At 75.8% G+C, this 17,371-nt stretch carries 17 protein-coding genes; 9 read left to right on the plus strand and 8 right to left on the minus strand.

Annotated features, from left to right (window positions below; all coding sequences use genetic code 11):
• Positions 1 to 207: 207 nt before the first annotated feature.
• Positions 208 to 1,116: a LysR family transcriptional regulator gene (locus tag ACSNOH_RS24280; RefSeq protein WP_436723551.1), complete on the minus strand. Its 909-nt coding sequence runs from the start codon at positions 1,114 to 1,116 to the stop codon at positions 208 to 210.
• Positions 1,117 to 1,208: 92 nt separating this feature from the next.
• Between ACSNOH_RS24280 and lpdA the strand changes: the two genes are divergently transcribed.
• The 4 genes from lpdA to ACSNOH_RS24300 all read left to right on the plus strand — a co-directional run bounded on the left by lpdA (position 1,209) and on the right by ACSNOH_RS24300 (position 5,926).
• Positions 1,209 to 2,648, plus strand: coding sequence for a dihydrolipoyl dehydrogenase (gene lpdA, locus ACSNOH_RS24285; RefSeq protein WP_436723552.1), 1,440 nt, complete (start codon positions 1,209 to 1,211; stop codon positions 2,646 to 2,648).
• Between the two features lie 95 nt (positions 2,649 to 2,743).
• Complete coding sequence (locus tag ACSNOH_RS24290) at positions 2,744 to 3,673, plus strand: GNAT family N-acetyltransferase (protein WP_436723553.1); 930 nt, start codon at positions 2,744 to 2,746, stop codon at positions 3,671 to 3,673.
• Positions 3,674 to 3,795: 122 nt separating this feature from the next.
• Positions 3,796 to 5,556 carry a malto-oligosyltrehalose trehalohydrolase gene (treZ, locus tag ACSNOH_RS24295; RefSeq protein WP_436723554.1) on the plus strand — a complete coding sequence of 587 codons (1,761 nt, stop codon included), beginning with the start codon at positions 3,796 to 3,798 and terminating at the stop codon, positions 5,554 to 5,556.
• Positions 5,557 to 5,635: 79 nt separating this feature from the next.
• Positions 5,636 to 5,926, plus strand: a complete 291-nt coding sequence (locus ACSNOH_RS24300) for a hypothetical protein (RefSeq protein WP_436723555.1) — start codon at positions 5,636 to 5,638, stop codon at positions 5,924 to 5,926.
• A 7-nt stretch (positions 5,927 to 5,933) separates the two neighbouring features.
• On the opposite strand, the gene msrB is transcribed toward ACSNOH_RS24300, so the two are convergent.
• The 4 genes from msrB to ACSNOH_RS24320 form a co-directional block, all read right to left on the minus strand.
• Positions 5,934 to 6,341: a peptide-methionine (R)-S-oxide reductase MsrB gene (msrB, locus tag ACSNOH_RS24305; protein ID WP_436723556.1), complete on the minus strand. Its 408-nt coding sequence runs from the start codon at positions 6,339 to 6,341 to the stop codon at positions 5,934 to 5,936.
• A 26-nt stretch (positions 6,342 to 6,367) separates the two neighbouring features.
• Positions 6,368 to 7,759, minus strand: coding sequence for a UDP-N-acetylmuramate--L-alanine ligase (murC, locus tag ACSNOH_RS24310; RefSeq protein ID WP_436723557.1), 1,392 nt, complete (start codon positions 7,757 to 7,759; stop codon positions 6,368 to 6,370).
• An 80-nt stretch (positions 7,760 to 7,839) separates the two neighbouring features.
• Complete coding sequence (locus tag ACSNOH_RS24315) at positions 7,840 to 8,511, minus strand: response regulator (protein WP_436723558.1); 672 nt, start codon at positions 8,509 to 8,511, stop codon at positions 7,840 to 7,842.
• A complete protein-coding gene (locus tag ACSNOH_RS24320) occupies positions 8,508 to 10,025 on the minus strand; it encodes a sensor histidine kinase (protein WP_436723559.1) in 1,518 nt (505 codons plus the stop codon). Before ACSNOH_RS24320 ends, ACSNOH_RS24315 begins: the two co-directional genes overlap by 4 nt.
• Positions 10,026 to 10,202: 177 nt before the next feature.
• Here ACSNOH_RS24320 and ACSNOH_RS24325 point away from each other — a divergent pair, with 177 nt between their 5' ends.
• Complete coding sequence (locus ACSNOH_RS24325) at positions 10,203 to 11,267, plus strand: ABC transporter permease (RefSeq protein WP_436723560.1); 1,065 nt, start codon at positions 10,203 to 10,205, stop codon at positions 11,265 to 11,267.
• A complete protein-coding gene (locus ACSNOH_RS24330) occupies positions 11,264 to 11,962 on the plus strand; it encodes an ABC transporter ATP-binding protein (protein WP_436723561.1) in 699 nt (232 codons plus the stop codon). The genes ACSNOH_RS24325 and ACSNOH_RS24330 overlap by 4 nt, the downstream gene beginning before the upstream one ends.
• A 69-nt stretch (positions 11,963 to 12,031) precedes the next feature.
• Here the strand turns inward: ACSNOH_RS24330 and ACSNOH_RS24335 are convergent, their stop codons facing one another.
• Both ACSNOH_RS24335 and ACSNOH_RS24340 read right to left on the minus strand, forming a co-directional pair.
• On the minus strand, positions 12,032 to 12,532 hold the full coding sequence (locus ACSNOH_RS24335) for an indole-3-glycerol phosphate synthase (RefSeq protein WP_436723562.1): 501 nt from the start codon (positions 12,530 to 12,532) through the stop codon (positions 12,032 to 12,034).
• Positions 12,533 to 12,696: 164 nt separating this feature from the next.
• Positions 12,697 to 13,533, minus strand: coding sequence for a pyrimidine reductase family protein (locus tag ACSNOH_RS24340; RefSeq protein WP_436723563.1), 837 nt, complete (start codon positions 13,531 to 13,533; stop codon positions 12,697 to 12,699).
• Between the two features lie 149 nt (positions 13,534 to 13,682).
• Between ACSNOH_RS24340 and zapE the strand changes: the two genes are divergently transcribed.
• From zapE to ACSNOH_RS24355, 3 genes are all read left to right on the plus strand, one after another.
• Complete coding sequence (gene zapE, locus ACSNOH_RS24345) at positions 13,683 to 14,753, plus strand: cell division protein ZapE (protein WP_436723567.1); 1,071 nt, start codon at positions 13,683 to 13,685, stop codon at positions 14,751 to 14,753.
• Positions 14,754 to 15,273: 520 nt separating this feature from the next.
• Positions 15,274 to 15,570: a hypothetical protein gene (locus tag ACSNOH_RS24350; protein ID WP_436723564.1), complete on the plus strand. Its 297-nt coding sequence runs from the start codon at positions 15,274 to 15,276 to the stop codon at positions 15,568 to 15,570.
• Positions 15,571 to 15,620: 50 nt separating this feature from the next.
• Positions 15,621 to 16,514: a polysaccharide deacetylase family protein gene (locus tag ACSNOH_RS24355; protein WP_436723565.1), complete on the plus strand. Its 894-nt coding sequence runs from the start codon at positions 15,621 to 15,623 to the stop codon at positions 16,512 to 16,514.
• 20 nt (positions 16,515 to 16,534) lie between these two features.
• Here ACSNOH_RS24355 and ACSNOH_RS24360 read toward each other — a convergent pair whose 3' ends face one another.
• Entirely contained in the window at positions 16,535 to 17,203 is a 669-nt protein-coding gene (locus tag ACSNOH_RS24360) for an ABC transporter (RefSeq protein WP_436723566.1), read from the minus strand.
• Between the last annotated feature and the right edge of the window lie 168 nt (positions 17,204 to 17,371).

Below are 17,371 nucleotides of genomic sequence, written 5' to 3' on the forward strand. Positions count from 1 at the left end.
CAGGGACGGTGCTGGGGCTGCCCGGCGGGCGGTGGCGTTGTGTGCTGACGGGGGCGTCCTTCGAGGGACGGGCCGTGCTGGGCGCGTTGCTGGAACGGTATCCGGTGGCGTTGCTCGTACGGTGCTGACTCCGCCGGATGCGTTGTCGGCTGCGGGCCGTATGTGGCTGGTCGCGCAGTTCCCCGCGCCCCTATCGGGGCGTGGTCCTCACGGAGCCGGGTGAGCCGACCGCACCGGTCCCGGAAACGCCAGCTCCCCGCACAGTTCTACGAACGCCGCCGTGATGCCCGTCAGGGGGACGCGGGTGAACGCGGTCTGTTCGCGGCGCCACGGGCGGTCGACGGGGACGGCCACGGCGCCGGGCACGTCGCGTGCCATGTGGACGGGCGCGGCGACCAGGCCCAGCCCGCTCACCGCCATCCGCACGGCGGTGGAGGAGTGCTCCGTCCAGACGGCCGTACGGGGGCTGAAGCCGCCCTGTTCGCAGACCCAGTCCAGCCAGCGCTTGCCCTCCACGACCGGTTCGAGGGCGCAGCGCACCCAGTCGCGGTCGGCCAGCTCGGGCAGCTTGACCGGGCCCGTGCGGGCGGCGAGCGGGTCACCGGCCGAGGTGATCAGCATGATCTCCTCGTCGCCGAGGGAGACGACGGGGCCCTGCCAGCCCTCCGGGCGGGGGCCGACGGCGACGTCGGCGACCCCGCGCTCCATGTGGTCGCGCAGTTCCTCCGTGGTCGCGTACTCGTGCAGGTGGAGGCGGACGGCGGGGAAGGCGCGGCGCCAGCGGGCGAAGACGGGCGGCAGCACGCCGACCGCGAGGGCGTGGAGTGAGGCGATGTGCAGTTCGCCGCCGGCCGCCCCGGCCGCGGCCTTCGCCGCCCGGTGTGCCTGTACGGCGCTGCGGACGGCGAGTTCGGCGTGCGGGAGGAAGGCGCGGCCCATCGGGGTGAGGCCGATGCCGCGCGGGCGGCGTTCCAGCAGCGGGCCGCCGACCTCCCGCTCCAGGGCCTTGATCTGGTGGGAGAGCGCGGACTGGGTGACGTTGAGCAGTTCCGCGGCGCGGGTGAAGGACTCCTCCTCGACGACGGCGACGAGGTACTCCATCTGCCGCAGGCTCATGCCCGGCCCCCTGAGGTCTTATGAACCCAGGTCATGGGTTCCATCGAAACATTGCGTTGGACTCATGATCGCGGACGGCGCAGGGTGAAGCCATGCGCGAAACAGGCTTGCTCGAAACACTCGAAACAGACGTGATCGTGATCGGCGGCGGCACCGGCGGCTACAGCACCGCTCTGCGGGCCGCCGCCCTGGGCCTCGGCGTGGTCCTCGCGGAGCGCGAGCTCGTGGGCGGAACCTGTCTGCACCGCGGCTGCATACCCAGCAAGGCGATGCTGCACGCGGCGGAGCTCGTGGACGGCATCGCGGAGGCGCGCGAGCGGTGGGGGGTGAAGGCGACGCTGGAGTCGGTCGACTGGTCCGCGCTGACCGCGACCCGTGACGACATCGTCTCCCGCAACCACCGGGGCGTGGAGGGACATCTGGCGCAGGCCGGCGTGCGCGTGGTGCGGGGTTCGGCGTCGCTGACGGGCGCACGGAGCATACGCATCGACTCGGGTGCGGAGGCGGGGGCGCGGTGGACGGCCCGCCGGGGCGTGGTGCTCGCGACCGGGTCCCGGCCGCGTACGCTGCCCGGCCTGGAGCCCGACGGCGTGCGCGTGGTGACCAGCGACGACGCGCTGTTCGCGCCGGGGCTGCCGGGTTCGGTGCTGGTGCTGGGCGGCGGCGCCATCGGCGTCGAGTACGCCTCCCTGCACCGCTCCATGGGCGCCGAGGTGACGCTCGTGGAGGCGGCGGACCGGCTGCTGCCGCTGGAGGACGCCGACGTGAGCCGGTATCTGACGCGGGGCCTGAAGAAGCGCGGCATCGACGTGCAGACGGGGGCGCGGCTGGAGGAGGCCGTCGTCCACGAGAGCGGAGTGCGGGCCGTGCTCCGTACCGCCAAGGGGGAGGTGCGCACCGTCTCGGCGGAGCGGCTGCTGGTGGCCGTGGGCCGGGTCCCGGTCACCGACGGCCTCGGCCTCGCCGCGGCGGGGCTCGCCGGCGACGCCCGCGGCTTCGTCCCGCCGGCCGACTGGTCACGCCTGGAGACGGCGGTGCCGGGCGTCCACGTGGTGGGCGACCTGCTGCCGCCGCCCTCCCCCGGCCTGGCCCACGCCTCCTTCGCCGAGGGGCTGCTGGTCGCCGAGGCCCTGGCGGGGCGGGCGCCGCGGCCGGTCGACTACGCCGCCGTACCGCGCGTGACGTACTCCAGCCCGCAGACGGCCTCGGTGGGCCTGACGGAGGCCGGTGCGCGCGAGCGCGGCTTCGGCGTCGAGGTCAACTCGATGCCGCTGACGGCCGTCGCCAAGGGCATGGTGCACGGGCAGGGCGGCGTGGTGAAGGCCGTCGCCGAGAAGGGCGGCGGCCGGCTGCTCGGCGTCCACCTGGTCGGCCCGCACGTCTCGGAGATGATCGCGGAGAGCCAGCTGGCCGTCGGCTGGGACGCGGAGGCCACGGACGTCGCCCAGCACGTCCACCCGCACCCGACGCTGTCGGAGGCGGTGGGCGAGGTGATGCTGTCGCTGGCGGGGCGCGGGCTCCACCAGGTGTGAGGCGCGCGCAGCGAGCGGTCCGCGAAGAAATCGGTGGACGGCCGGGCCCGGCTCCGCGCACCCTCTGCCCAACGATTCCCTTCCGGAAGGACCCCATGACCGACCTGGTCGTCCGCGCCCTCACCGAACACGACACCGATCTCTTCACCTCCTTCGACGCCGCCGCTCCCGCCCCCGCCCTCGTCGGCAGAGGCGCCTTCGGCCACACCTACGTGCCCGTCCACGAGGGCGGGGAGTACCGGCCCGACTGGACCTGGGTGGCGCTGCGCGACGGCAAGGTCGTGGCCCGCGCCGCCTGGTGGGGCGGGCCCGGCGACGAGACGCCCAAGGCCCTCGACTGGTTCGACTTCGCCGACGGCGAGGCGGAGGCGGCCGTCCGGCTGCTGCGCACCGCGCCCCTGCGGTCGGAGTACTGCCTCATCGCCCCGCCCGGCTGGCGCGAGCTGCCGGACGCGCGCGCCGCCGTCGAGGCCCGCGTCGCGGCCGCCGAGGCCGCCGGGATGCGGGTCCTCGTCGAGCGCTTCCGCTACGAGTGGACGACCGGCTGCCCGCTGCCGGAGCGCACGGGGCGGCTGGTCTGCCGGCCCGAGCCCGACGACGCCGTCATCCGCGACGTGCTCGGCCGCACCATGCACGGCACGCTCGACGCCCACGACGCCCGCAACGTCGCCGGACTCGGCCTGGAGGCGGCCGTCGACGACGCGATGGAGTTCCTCGGCTGGCTGCCGTCGCCGCGCGCCTGGTGGAAGCTCGCCCGCACGCCCGGCGGCGAGCTCGTCGGCATCCACATCCCCGCGCACAACCCGGCCGGGCCGTGCGTGGGCTACATCGGCGTCGTCCCCGGGCAGCGCGGCCACGGCTACGCCTACGACCTGCTCGTGGAGTGCACGCACGACCTGGTGGCCGAGGGCGCCACGAGGATCGCTGCCGCGACGGACAAGGGCAACACCCCGATGGCGGCGACCTTTGAGAAGGCGGGCTATCCCGTCACCCAGGAGCGCATAGACCTCGTGCCGACGTCGTAGGGCGTGTGCCCCGGTCCCGCCCTTTCACCGTCTCCCGGGGCGGACGGGGGAGCCGGGGGCGGAGACCCGGGTTACGGGACGGGGCGGGGCTGGGGAGACTCCCCCCGTCGAGAGGAGCCACCGTGCTGTTCGAGGTATGGGCGCCGCGGGCCGGGCAGGTGACGCTGCAGGCCGGCGGGCAGGCGTACGCGATGGAGCCGGACCCGGCGCGGGCCGGCTGGTGGCGGCGGGAGGCGCCCGGCGGGGAGGGCACCCGCTACGGCTTCGCCCTCGACGGCGGGCCCGTACGGCCCGATCCGCGCTCGCGCCGGCAGCCCGACGGGCCCGACGGCCTCTCCGCCGTCACCGAGCCCGGCCGCATCCCCTGGCGGCATCCGTGGCCGGGGCGCGGGCTGCCGGGGGCCGTCCTCTACGAGCTGCACGTGGGCACGTACACCCGCGAGGGCACCTTCGACGCCGCGGCCGCGCGCCTGCCGCACCTCGCGGAACTGGGCGTCACGCACGTGGAGCTGATGCCCGTGTGCCCGTTCCCGGGCACGCACGGCTGGGGCTACGAGGGCGTGTCGCTGTGGGCCGTGCACGAGCCCTACGGCGGGCCCGCGGGCCTGGCCCGCTTTGTTGACGCCGCCCACGCGCTCGGGCTGGGCGTCGTCCTGGACGTGGTGCACAACCACCTCGGGCCCTCCGGCAACCACCTGCCCGCCTTCGGGCCGTACTTCACCGACACCCACCACACGCCGTGGGGCGCGGCCGTCAACCTCGACGCCCCCGGATCCGACGAGGTGCGGGCCTATCTGACGGGCAGTGCGCTGGCCTGGCTGCGCGACTACCGGCTGGACGGGCTGCGGCTGGACGCGGTCCACGCCCTCGCCGACAACCGCCCCAAGCACTTCCTGGCCGAGCTGTCGGGCGCCGTCGACGCGCTGGCCGCGCGGCTGGGCAGGCCGCTGTTCCTCATCGCCGAGTCCGACCGCAACGACCCGGCCACGGTGACGCCGCGCCGGGCCGGGGGCCTGGGCCTGCACGCGCAGTGGAACGACGACTTCCATCACGCCCTGCACACCGCCCTGACCGGCGAGTCCCAGGGCTACTACGCCGACTTCGCCGCTGACCCGGCCGCGGCGCTCGCCAAGACGCTGCGGGGCGGCTTCTTCCACGACGGCACGCACTCCTCGTTCCGCGGCCGCCCGTGGGGCCGCCCCCTCGACCCGGCGGCCACCCCCGCGCACCGGCTCGTCGGCTACGCGCAGAACCACGACCAGATCGGCAACCGCGCCCAGGGCGACCGGCTCGCCGCCCGCCTCTCCCCCGGGCTGCTGGCCTGCGCCGCCGCGCTCGTCCTGGGCGGGCCCTTCACGCCCATGCTGTTCATGGGCGAGGAGTGGGGCGCCCGCACGCCCTGGCAGTTCTTCACCGACCACACGGACCCGCAGCTGGCCGAGGCGGTCCGCACCGGCCGCCGGCGCGAGTTCGCCGCGCACGGCTGGGCCGCCGAGGAGATCCCCGACCCGCAGGACCCGGCCACCCGCGCCCGCTCCTGCCTGGACTGGAGCGAGCCCGAGCGCGAGCCGCACCGCGCCCTGCTGTCCTGGCACCGCCGCCTGATCGTCCTCCGCCGCGCCGAACCGGACCCGGGACCGCTCGCCGCCACGACCGCCGCGGTGGGCCCCGGCGGCACGGCCGTCCTGCGCCGCGGCACCCTGTGCACGGCCGTCAACCCCACGTCCGCCCCGGTCGCCCTGCCCCTGGGCAGCCCCCGGCCGTCCGAGGTCCTGGCCGCCTGGCACCCCGTCGGCCTGCCCGGCCCCGACGGCGTCCTGCACCTCCCCCCGGAGTCGGCAGCCGTGCTGCGTTGCGAGGGCCCCGCCCCGGAGGGACGCTGAGAACGAGCGCAGCCGTGCCTCAGTGAGCGCACAGCCGGAGCGCCGGGTGCGGTGCGCCGCCCCGAGGGGACGATGAGTCATGCGCATGATGCTCAGGGCCCGGCTGGACACCCACGCCTCGAACGAGGTCTACAAGCGTGGCGAGCTGGCGAAGTTCGTACAGGACCTGATGGACCGGACCAAGCCCGAAGCCGCCTACTTCGGCCCCATGGACGGCGGCCGCACCTGCACCCTCGTCTTCGACATGGAGGACTCCTCGCAGATACCGGCCACGCTGGAGTCCCTCCTGGTCGAAATGGAGGCCGACGTCGAGCTGCTGCCCGTCATGAACTACGACGACCTCAAGAAGGGCCTCGCCGGGCACAAGTGAGCCGGCCTCAGCCCTCCGCCGGCACCAGGCGCAGGGCGATGGAGTTGATGCAGTACCGCTGGTCCGTGGGCGTGGGGTAGCCCTCGCCCTCGAAGACGTGGCCCAGGTGGGAGCCGCAGCGGGCGCAGCGGACCTCGGTGCGGACCATGCCGTGCGAGCGGTCCTCGACGAGCTCGACGGCCGCGGAGTCCTTCGGGTCGTAGAAGCTCGGCCAGCCGCAGTGGCTCTCGAACTTCTCCGTGGAGCGGAAGAGCTCCGCGCCGCAGGCGCGGCAGGAGTAGACGCCCGCGGTCTTCGTGTCGGTGTACTCGCCCCGGAAGGCGGGCTCGGTGCCGGCCCGGCGGAGCACCTGGTACTCCGCCGGGGAGAGCTCCGCACGCCACTGCTCGTCCGTCTTCTCGACCTCGTACGCCATGTCGTACGCCCTCCGTGGTGTCTCGCTCAGCTCTCCAGGCGGGCCAGGATCTTCGGACCGAGGTCCGTGACGTCTCCCGCGCCCATCGTCAGAACGAGATCGCCGGGGCGGGCCATTCCCGCGATGACGTCCGGGATCGCCGCCATGTCGTGCTCGGCGCGGACGACGGCGCCCGCGGCGACGGCCGCGTCGATGATCAGGGCGCTGGTGACGCCCGGAACCGGGTCCTCGCGGGCCGGGTAGATGTCCAGGACCACGGAGGCGTCGGCGAGCGCGAGGGCCTCGCCCATCTCCTTGCCGAGCTCCTGGGTGCGGGAGAACAGGTGCGGCTGGAAGACGACCAGGACGCGGGAGCCGGCCGCGGCGCCGCGGATGGCCTCCAGGTCGGCGGTCATCTCGGTGGGGTGGTGGGCGTACGAGTCGATGACCTGCACGCCGGCCGCCTCGCCCTTGAGCTGCAGGCGGCGGCCCACGCCGGTGTACGCGGCCAGCGCGCCCGCCAGCTCCTCGGCGGGGACGCCCAGGGCGACGCCCGCGGCCAGGGCGGCGACGGCGTTGTGCGCGTAGTGGCGGCCGGGCACGGAGACGGTCAGGGTCAGCTCGGCGCCGTCGAGGACGACCTCGACCTCGCTGGTCATGCCCTTCGGCGTGATCCGGCGGATCCGCACGTCGGAGCCCTCGGCCTCGCCGACGGTGACGATCCGCAGGCCCTCGCGGCCGGCGACGCGGGCCGCCAGCTCGCGGGCGCCCGCGTGCTCGCCGACGATCAGCGTGCCGCCGGGGCGGACGCGGCCGACGAACGTCTCGAAGGACTCGTAGATCTCGTCCATCGACGCGTAGTTCGCGTGGTGGTCCAGCTCCACGTTGAGGACGATCGCGACCTCGGGCGCGTACTTGTGGAAGCTGCGGTCGCTCTCGTCCGCCTCCGCCACGAAGATCTCGCCCGAGCCGTGCCGGGCGTTGGTGCCGGGACCGCTCAGGTCGCCGCCGATGGCGTACGACGGGTCCAGCTCCAGGGTGTCCAGGGAGACGGCGAGCATCGACGTCGTGGTCGTCTTGCCGTGCGTGCCGGCGACGGCGATCGGGCGCAGCCCGTCCATCAGGCGGGCCAGGGCGTCCGAGCGGTGCACGACGGGGATGCCGCGCTCGGCGGCCGCGGCCAGCTCGGGGTTGTCCGCGCGGATGGCGCTGGAGACGACGACGCAGGTGGCGTCGGCCGCCAGGTGGTCCGCGGCGTGGCCGATGTGCACCGTGACGCCCAGCTCGCGCAGGGCCGCGGCCGTCGCGGACTCCTTCGCGTCGCTGCCCGCGACCTGCGCGCCCCGCTGGGCGAGGATCTTCGCGATGCCCGACATGCCGGCGCCGCCGATGCCGATGAAGTGCGGTCGGTCCATCGTCGTGGGGACGGCCGGTGCCATGTGCGGTGCTCCCTGTCGCAGCGTGCTGGGTTTCAGGGACCGATTCTTGCACCCCGCGGTGACAGTCCCGTCCTCCCCCGTCACACCGCCCGGATCAGCCCCGCCGCCAGGCCCGCCGCGATCGCTCCCGTGCGGCTGTCGACGCCCAGCTTTCCGTAGATGTGGACGAGGTGGGTCTTGACCGTCGCCTCGCTGATGAAGAGGCGGCGGGAGATCTGCTTGTTGGCCAGGCCCTCGGCCACCAGTCCCAGGATCTCGGTCTCCCGCTGGGTGAGGGCGGGCCCGCCGCCGGCGCGCACGCGGCCGAGCAGGCGGGCGGCGACGGGCGGGGCGAGGACGGTCTCGCCGCGGGCGGCGGCGTGGACGGCGGCGGTGACCTCCTCGGGCGGGGCGTCCTTGAGGAGGTAGCCGGTGGCCCCGGCCTCGACGGCGGCGAGGATGTCGGCGTCGGTGCTGTAGGTGGTGAGGATGAGGACGGCGGGCGGTGAGGGCAGCGCGGTGATGCGGCGGGTGGCCTCGACGCCGTGCATGCCGTCGCCCATCTGCAGGTCCATGAGGACGACGTCGGGGCGGGTGCCGGCGTCGAGCAGCCGCAGGGCCGCGGCGCCGTCGGCGGCCTCGCCGACGGCCTCCACGCCGGGCAGCTCGCCGACCATGGCGCGCAGGCCGCGCCGTACGACGGGGTGGTCGTCGACGATCAGGACGCGGATGGCCTCGCGGCCGGCGCCTTCGGGATGTGCGGGCCCGGTCATGCCGCGGTTTCCTTCGCCTCGTGTCCCGGTCCGGCGGAGCCGGACTCCGTGGTCGTGGCCCGTCGCCGTTGCGGCGGGGAGAACGTCCCCGGGCCGTCCCCGGGTGAAGTGCCCCTGTGCGTCGCCTCGGACGTCTCCCGGGGCCGGGCCCCGTCACCCACCGGCACCACCGCCGCGATCGCCGTGCCCTCGCCGGGCGCGGACTCGACGGTGAGGGTGCCGCCGAGGGCGGCGATGCGCTCGCGCATGCCGTGCAGGCCGAAGGTCCGGCGGCCGTCGGCCGGGCCGTCGCCGGGGGCGAAGCCGACGCCGTCGTCGTAGACGTCGAGGGTGACCTGGCCGTCGAGGAAGGCGAGGGTGACGGCGGTGTGCTCGGCGTGCGCGTGGCGGGCGACGTTGGCGAGGGCCTCCTGGGTGAGGCGCAGCAGGGCGACCTCGGTCTCCATGGGGAGGGTGCGGGGGTCGCCGTCGAGGCGGAAGACGGCTCCGGGGACGGTGCGCGCGGTGACCCGGCGCAGCGCTTCGGGCAGGGGCGCGTCCTCCAGGGCGGGCGGGGTGAGGGCCTGGACGAAGCGGCGGGCCTCGGCGAGGTTGTCGGAGGCGGTCAGCCCGATCTCGCGGATGCGCTCGCGGACGGTCGCGGCGTCACCGGACGCGGCGGGCCCGGCGGCTTCTGCTGCTTCGGCCGCGCGGGCGAGCAGGACGATGCTGGACAGGCCCTGGGCGAGGGTGTCGTGGATCTCGCGGGCGAGCCGCTGGCGCTCGGCGAGCCGGCCGGCCTCGCGCTGGGCGGCGGCGAGCTCGTCGCGGGTGCGCAGCAGGTCGTCGATGAGCTGCTGGCGCTTGCGGCTCTCGCGGTAGAGCGCGGCGTAGCCGTAGCCGGTCAGGATGGCGACGGCGGCGCCGGCGGCGGGGCCGATCACCTTGGCGGCGGTGAGCCCGCCGGGCGCGGCGGCCTGGGCGGCCACGACGGCGGCGGTGGCCGCGGCGATGGCGGGGTGGGCCCAGCGGACGGGCAGGGCGCCCAGGAAGAGGAAGAACAGCGGGAAGGCGACGTAGCTGTAGCCGTGGTCCATGGCGAGCAGCAGCAGCCACAGGGCGGTGACGGCGGTGAGCCACAGCCCGCGCCGGGCGGTGGGCCGGACGACGCCGAGGCCGTAGACGGCGGCGAGCACGGCGGCGGGGAGCAGGACCGCCTGCGGCTTGGTCCCGGCGGCGGCCGGGGCGGCGGCGACGGCGAGGAGCACGTAGAAGGAGCCGTGCAGCGCGAGGCGGACGAGGCGCAGGGAGGGCATGTCGGAGCCGGGCGGGGGCACGGCGACGGCGTCCGGGGCGGAACTCCCGTGCGCGGAGCTCCCGTGCGCGGCACGTGCGGGCCTTTCGCGCAGGGCGCGCAGACGCTTCCCGGGCAGGGCGCGCGCGAACGGCCCGTGCGGGGCACGCCGCACCGGCCGGTCGGGCGCGCCTGCGGGTCCGGCCGCGGTGCGGGGGTCGGAAGGGGGCGTTCGGCTCACCCCATCGAGCGTACGGGCCCGCGGCGGGGGGCCTGTCCGCCCCGGCCCTCAACCGTTCGGTTGATTTTCGGGTGCACCGTACGGACGGGCCGCGGACCAGTCCTTGCCCTGATGGCGGCGGGGCGTCCGCGCGGGACGGTGGAGGGGTCCTGTTCGCAGCCCGGAGGTTGAGGGTCCTTGTTCGTCGCGCTCCGTGACATTCGTTTCGCCCGGGGGCGGTTCGCCCTGATGGGTGCCGTGGTCACGCTCATCACGACCCTCGTGGTCTTCCTCTACGGCCTGACCGACGGCCTGGCGCGGGAGGCGTCGTCCGCGGTGGCGGGCCTGCCGGCCGGCCGGATCGTGTTCGGCGCGCCCGCAGGCGCAGGGCCGGAGGTGTCGTTCTCCAACAGCTCGGTGGACGCCGGACAGCAGCGGGCCTGGCGGGAGGCGGCGGGCGTGCGGTCCGCGGAGCCGTTCGGCGTGGCGATGACGCGGCTGACGGCGGGCGGCAGGGCGACGTCGGTGAGCGTGTTCGGGACGCCGGACCGGCTGCGGCCCGCGCTCGTGTCCGGCTCCGCGCCGGACGGCGGCGAGGTGGCCGTCGGGGAGCGGCTCGCGCGGGAGGCCGGCCTGCGCCCCGGCGACCGCGTCACCCTCGGCACCGAGGAGCTGACCGTCTCCGGCATCACCGAGGACCGCAGCCACGGCCACGCCCCGGCCGTGTGGACGACCCTCGCGGCGTGGCAGCGGGTGAGCCACCAGGCGCAGCCGACCGCCCTCGCCGTGGACGGCACCGGCCGCCCGGACGGCGACGCCGCGCGGTCCACAAAGGCCGTCCCCGTCGGCGAGGCGCTGGACGGGATCGACGGCTACGCGGCCGAGCACGGCACCCTGCGGATGATCCAGGGCTTCCTGTTCGTCGTGAGCGCCCTGGTCGTCGGCGCCTTCTTCACGGTGTGGACGGTGCAGCGCGGGCCCGACGTCGCGGTGCTCAAGGCGGTGGGCGCGAGCAGCGCCTACCTCGTGCGCGACGCGCTCGGGCAGGCGGCGGTCGTGCTGGCCGCCGGGTCCGCGCTCGGCGCCGCGGCGGGCACGGCCGGCGGGGCGCTCGCCTCGGCGTCGGTGCCGTTCGAGCTGGGGGCGGCGACCGTGGCCGTGCCCGTGGCGGCCATGGTGCTGCTGGGCCTGGCCGGCTCCGCCCTCGCCGTACGCCGCATCACCTCCGTCGACCCGCTGACCGCCCTGGGAGCCTCCCGATGACCACCGCCCCTGCCGCCCCCGCGCTGTCGCTGGACGCCGTCACCCTCACCTATCCGGACGGCGACCGCACGCTGACCGCCCTCGACGCGGTGTCCCTGGACGTGGCGCCGGGCGAGCTCGTCGCGGTCGCCGGGCCCTCCGGCTCGGGGAAGTCGAGCCTGCTGGCGGTGGCGGCCACGCTGCTGCGCCCGGACGCGGGCCGCGTGACGGTGGCCGGGCAGGACACCGGGCCGATGGGCGCCCGGGCGCGGACGGCGCTGCGCCGGGAGCGCATCGGCATCGTCTTCCAGCAGGCGAACCTGCTGCCGTCGCTGACCGCCGAGGAGCAGCTGCTGGCGGTCGGGCATCTGCGCGGCGCACGGGGCAGGGCCCTGCGGGCCGCGCGGGCGCGGGCGGCGGAGCTGCTGGAGTCGGTGGGCCTGGACGCGGCGAAGCGGCGCCGCCGCCCGCACCAGCTGTCCGGCGGCGAGCGGCAGCGGGTGAACATCGCCCGCGCGCTGTCCGGCGGCCCGTCCGTCCTGCTGGTGGACGAGCCCACGTCGGCGCTGGATCACGAGCGCGGCGAGCGGGTCGTGGAGCTGCTCGCCGAGGTGACCCGGGCGCACCGGACGGCCACGGTGCTGGTGACCCACGACCGGGCGCTGCTCGGCCGCGCGGACCGGGTCCTCACGATGGCCGACGGGCGGCTGCGCTGAGAACGGCCGGCCCGCCGCCGTACCGCTCAAGGCCGCCGTGCGCTCCGCCCGTCCCCGCCGGCCCGCTCCTCAGCCCTCCCCCACGTCCCCGAGGGCGTAGTCCTCCTCGTCGTTGTGGGCGTAGAGCTTGAGGACGGGCACGCCGACCTTGTGCCGGGCCCGGGAGGCCCAGTCGCGGTGGAAGAACTCCTCCACCAGGTGCGGTGCGGTCAGCACGATCACCTCATCCGCGTGGGTCTGCTCGACCACGGACCGCAGCAGGTCCAGCGGGTGGCCCTCGACGAGCTGGCCCACCGCCTCGCAGCCCGCCTCCCGGAGGCTGCGCAGCGAGTGCTCCAGGGCGAGGGCGGCCGGGCGGAGGGCCTGCTCGCCCTCCGGCTCGTCGGCCTCGTGCAGCGCCCGTTCCAGCTCGCCGAGCGCGACGTCGTCGATGGCGCGCAGGAGCCGGTCCTCGGCGCCTCTGGGCTGCATGAGGACCACGAAGGACAGATCGTCGTCGTGAAGGGTGGTGACGAAGTCCACGTCGGTGGCGGACAGCGGCTGCTCGATCATCAATACGCTCGTGAACACGGTGGGAGCCCTTCTCCTTCGTGGGCCACCGGCCCAACGGCCAACAGAAACCATCCTGCGCGCGCCCCCCTGGGCCCGCCCGTTCTGGTCACGTGCCCCGTCGGGCACGTCCGACTCAATTCTGCCCACCGACGGGTAACCGGAACGGGATATTCCGCCGATTGTCAGATTCTGTGGTACCGGCTGAACAGAAAACCCCCCTCTTCGAGGAGCGAGGCGAGGACGAATCGTTCCGGCACGGGCATGCCGGGACCGTTCACGATCCGGGCCGCCGCACCGCCGGCGACCAGCGGCGCGAGCGTCAGGCACAGCTCGTCGAGCACGCCCGCCGCCGCGAACTGCCCCAGCAGCTGCGGGCCGCCCTCGGTGAGCAGCCTGGTCAGGCCGCGCCCGGCCAGCACCTCCGGCACCCGCGCGGGGTCCACCCGGCGCCCCTCGCCGGCCACGAGCACCTCGGCCCCGGCCGCGCGGGCCGCGGCCGCCCGCTCCGCGGGGGCGTCCGCGCCCGTCAGCACGATGGTCGGCACCAGCGGCTCGGTGAACAAGGGCAGGGTGAAGTCCAGGTCGAGGGCCGCGCTCACGATCGCGATCGCCGGCGCGGGCCCCTGGCCGAGCGCCGCCCGGCGCGCCGCGAACGCCTCGCGGGCGCGGGCGGGCCGGTAGCCCTCCTGGCGCACGGTCTCCGCGCCGACGACGACCGCGTCCGCGAGGCCGCGCAGGGTGCCGAAGATCCGCATGTCGGCGGCGGAGGACAGCGGCTGCGAGCGCCCGTCGTGGTGGGCCGCGCCGTCCAGCGAGGAGACCATGTTGGCGCGCAGCCACGGGCGGCCGCCGGTCCCCGCCACGGTCTCCGGGTAGGCGTAGGCCTCGGCGAGCTCCTCCAGCTCCCAGGTCCGGTCCTCCGCGGCCGAGGCCCGGCCCTCCGGGGAAGAAGACGAGCAAGATGAGGGGGCGGCCGGGACGGACGGAGACGGCAGGGGCACGGGGAACAGGCGTCGCATAGGCCGCAGTGTGACATGCCTCGCTCTTCCGGCGGCCGGCAGCCGGCGTTCAGCGGCTAGGCTGGAGAGCTGTGTCACCCACCACCGCCTCCGCTTCCGGCGCGGCAGCCGCACAGGCCCCGTCGGCCTCCGCCGACGCCTCCGGCCCGATATCCGGCGCCGGCACCGGCTCCCCGATCGCGCTGACCTCCCGCGCCCCGCACGTGCCGGCCGACCGCCTGGTCGCCGAGATGGTGCCGCCGCCCCGCTTCGGCACGGTCCGCTTCGACAACTACATACCGGCGGCCGACCAGCCCAGCCAGGCCGAGGCCGTGCAGGTCCTCAGCGGCTTCGCGGCGGGCCTCGGCGGCGCGGGCGCCACGGGCGCGGGCCGCAAGCGCTGGTTCCGGCGCGAGGCGAAGCCGGCCGCGGCGGCCGGCCCGCGCGGCGTCTACCTCGACGGCGGGTACGGCGTCGGCAAGACCCACCTGCTGGCCTCCCTGTGGCACGCCACCCCGGCCGCCCCGGAGCTCAAGGCCTTCGGCACGTTCGTGGAGCTGACCAACCTCGTCGGCGCCCTGGGCTTCCAGCAGACCGTCAAGACCCTCAGCGGCCACCGCCTCCTGTGCATCGACGAGTTCGAGCTCGACGACCCGGGCGACACCGTCCTCGTCTCCACCCTGCTGGGCAAGCTGGTCGAGGCGGGCGTCGCGCTCGCCGCGACGTCCAACACGCTGCCGGGCAAGCTGGGCGAGGGCCGGTTCGCCGCGGCGGACTTCCTGCGCGAGATACAGGGGCTCTCGGCCCACTTCCGCCCCCTGCGCATCGACGGCGAGGACTACCGCCACCGCGGCCTGCCGGAGGCCCCCGCCCCGTACGACGACGCCATCGTCACCCGTACGGCTGAAACCACCGAGGGCGCCTCGCTCGACGCCTTCCCCGATCTCCTGGAGCACCTCTCCAAGGTCCACCCCAGCCGCTACGGCGCGATGTGCGACTCCGTGCGGGCCGTGTGCCTGACGGGCGTCACGCCGGTGCCGGACCAGTCCACGGCGCTGCGGCTGGTCGTCCTGGCCGACCGGCTCTACGACCGCGAGATACCGGTGCTGGCCTCCGGGCGGCCGTTCGACGAGCTGTTCAGCGCGGAGATGCTGGCCGGCGGCTACCGCAAGAAGTACTTCCGGGCGATATCCCGGCTCACCGCGCTCGCACGCGACGCGAAGCGGCTGGTCGAGCCGTAACCCACGGGTCGCGGCACCGCCGGGCCGCCGCGTTGTGGTTTCGCGCCATTGCGGCGGAAGAAGGCACCGCGGCACCGCGGCAGGAGAACGCCCAGCCGTCCCACCCGGAACGCTCCCGAAGCGAAGCTACCCGCCCCTCGCGCGCGACGCGAAGCGGCTGGTCGAGCCGTAACCCACGGGTCGCCGGCGGTACGGCACCGCCGGGCCGCCGCGTTGTGGTTTCGCGCCATTGCGGCGGAAGAAGGCACCGCGGCGGCGCGGGGTCCCCGCAGCGACGGCAGCGGGCCATCACGGCGCGGGTCCGGCGTGACCGGTAGCCGCCGGAAGCGGAGCCGCCCGCCCGGCCCGCTCCACAAGCGGTGAGCCCGCCGCTCGCGCGCCCTCGCGCCAGCGCCTACGGTCCCGCGCCCAACGCGCCCGCGAGCCGCCGCCGCGGGGCTGCCCCGCGGCGCCCGGCCGGGAGAGGGTGGCTACGGGCCCGGCACCGGGCTCTCCGCCACCGCCACCGCCAGGAGCACCCATGGCCATCGTCGTCACCTTCGACGTCCCCGACGGGGGACAGGACCTCTACGAGGCGGTCGTCGGCCGCGTCACCGGCGGGCAGGGCTTCACCCGCCTCGCCGACATCCCCGCCGCCGGGCTCATCGCCCACATCGCCGGCCCCCTGGAGGGCGGCGGCTGGCGGGTGACGGACGTGTGGGAGTCCCCCGAGGCGCTGGAGGCCTGGTCCAAGACCCTCGGCCCCGTCCTCGCCGACCTCGGCTTCGCCGACCTGCGGCCCAGCATCACCCCGGCGCACAACGTCGTCGTCGCCTGAGCGCGCCGGCGGGCGCGAGGGCGCGGCGGCCCGGGGCATACAGTGCCGTGGTGACTCCCACCCCCATCCTCCGTGGCCGGCCGGCCCGTCACGCCCTCGCGCCCGCCCTCGCCGCGCTGCTCTGCCTGCCCCTCGCCGCGTGCGGCGGCGGCAGCGACGCGGCCGAGCGCCCCAAGAGCCCTCCGTCCAGGACCGCTTCGCCGGCCGGGACGCCGCCCGCGCCCTCCGTGCGGCCCCTGGCCGCCCCCACGCTGCCCCCGGGCCCCGGCGGGGCCGCCCCCGTCTTCTCGCACGGCAGGCGCGACGGCGCCAAGCGCGTCGCGCTCACCTTCGACGCCGATATGACGGCGGATCAGGACAAGCGCGCCGCGGGCGGGGAGCGGTTCGACAACCCGCAGCTCATCTCGACGCTGCGGCGCCTGAAGGTGCCCGCCACGGTCTTCATGACGGGCAAGTGGGCCGAGCAGTACCCGGACCAGGCCCGGTCCATCGGCCGCGACCCGCTCTTCGAGGTCGCCAACCACTCCTACGCCCACCACGCCTTCTCCACGCCCTGCTACGGCCTGCCGGCCGTCGCCCCCGGCTCCGCGCGCCAGGACGTGGAGCGGGCCGCCGCCGCGTTCGCGAAGGCCGGAGTGGAGCGCACCGTGCCGTACTTCCGCTTCCCCGGCGGGTGTCACAACGACGCCGTCCTGCGCGAGATAGCCCCCGCGAAGGTCACGGCCGTGCAGTGGGACGTGGTGAGCGGCGACGCCTTCGCGAAGAAGTCCGGGCCGGTCGCCGACCAGGTCCTGGCCCAGGTCAGGCCCGGCTCGGTGGTGGTCATGCACTGCACGCACAGCGCGGCGCCGGCCACGGAGGAGGCGATCCGGCGCATCGTGCCGGAACTGCGCTCCCGCGGTTACGAGCTGGTCCGCGTCTCGGACCTGATCGCCGCGCGCTGACGGCCGGGGCCCGCGCCGCCTCAACCGCGCCGCGACGCGAGCGCGCAGGCCACCGCGACGGCTCCGGCCGCCAGGCCGCCCGCCGCGGCGAGCGGCAGCAGCGGCACGTGCACGGAGCCGGTGCGGGAGCCCGTGACCAGGCCGGTCACGGCCGCGTTGGCGGGCGACGCCCCGGCGAAGAGCACGGCGAACGCGCCGACCAGCGTCGACGGCACGGCCCAGGCGGTGCTGCGCAGCAGCGGCCTGTTGCACAGCGCTCCGACCGCCGTGCCGAGCAGCGCGCAGGCCGCCGCGCACACCAGCCCCGCGGCCGTCGCCGGTCCCGGGGGAACGGGCACGTGCCCGGCGGCGGAGTGCGGGTCGGCGACGGCCGCGACGAACGCGCTGCCCGCCACGGCCAGCAGCAGCGCCGCGCCCAGGGCGACGGCGACGGCCGCGAGGTGCACGCGCCAGGGCCCGGCAGCGGCGGCGGTGCAGTCCCGGGCGGCGGGCGGCTCGCCGGTCACGCAGACGCGGACCAGCCAGGCGGTGACGGGCAGCAGCGTGGCCGCCGCCCACCCGGCGCAGTCCAGGACCGGCTGGCCGCCCTGCACGCCGACGGCCAGGGAACCGCCCCACAGCAGCAGCGGGGGCAGCCAGCGGTGCGAGCGCAGGAAGAGGGCGGCCTGGTAGCGGATGAGGGCCATCACGGGTGCGGTGCCTCCGTCACGGAGCGGATGTGCCACGGCGGGTGGGCGGTGAGGAGAGTACGGAGCGTGTCGTCCGCTTGCGGCCCGGCCACGATCAGCTTGACGGCGCCTTCGCCGAGCGGCTCGGCCGTGCCGGGGAGGTGCGGGGGGAGCACGGCTCCGGGTGGG

The organism is Streptomyces sp. URMC 127 (assembly GCF_051386535.1).
Lineage (GTDB): Bacteria > Actinomycetota > Actinomycetes > Streptomycetales > Streptomycetaceae > Streptomyces.

Excerpts from the sequence above, each read along its gene's own strand:
- lpdA (WP_436723552.1), top strand. The coding sequence starts at position 1,209 with ATGCGCGAAACAGGCTTGCTCGAAACACTCGAAACAGACGTGATCGTG.
- ACSNOH_RS24330 (WP_436723561.1), top strand. The coding sequence starts at position 11,264 with ATGACCACCGCCCCTGCCGCCCCCGCGCTGTCGCTGGACGCCGTCACC.
- murC (WP_436723557.1), bottom strand. The coding sequence starts at position 7,759 with ATGGCACCGGCCGTCCCCACGACGATGGACCGACCGCACTTCATCGGC.
- ACSNOH_RS24350 (WP_436723564.1), top strand. The coding sequence starts at position 15,274 with ATGGCCATCGTCGTCACCTTCGACGTCCCCGACGGGGGACAGGACCTC.
- ACSNOH_RS24300 (WP_436723555.1), top strand. The coding sequence starts at position 5,636 with ATGCGCATGATGCTCAGGGCCCGGCTGGACACCCACGCCTCGAACGAG.
- ACSNOH_RS24340 (WP_436723563.1), bottom strand. The coding sequence starts at position 13,533 with ATGCGACGCCTGTTCCCCGTGCCCCTGCCGTCTCCGTCCGTCCCGGCC.
- msrB (WP_436723556.1), bottom strand. The coding sequence starts at position 6,341 with ATGGCGTACGAGGTCGAGAAGACGGACGAGCAGTGGCGTGCGGAGCTC.
- ACSNOH_RS24290 (WP_436723553.1), top strand. The coding sequence starts at position 2,744 with ATGACCGACCTGGTCGTCCGCGCCCTCACCGAACACGACACCGATCTC.
- ACSNOH_RS24315 (WP_436723558.1), bottom strand. The coding sequence starts at position 8,511 with ATGACCGGGCCCGCACATCCCGAAGGCGCCGGCCGCGAGGCCATCCGC.
- ACSNOH_RS24280 (WP_436723551.1), bottom strand. The coding sequence starts at position 1,116 with ATGAGCCTGCGGCAGATGGAGTACCTCGTCGCCGTCGTCGAGGAGGAG.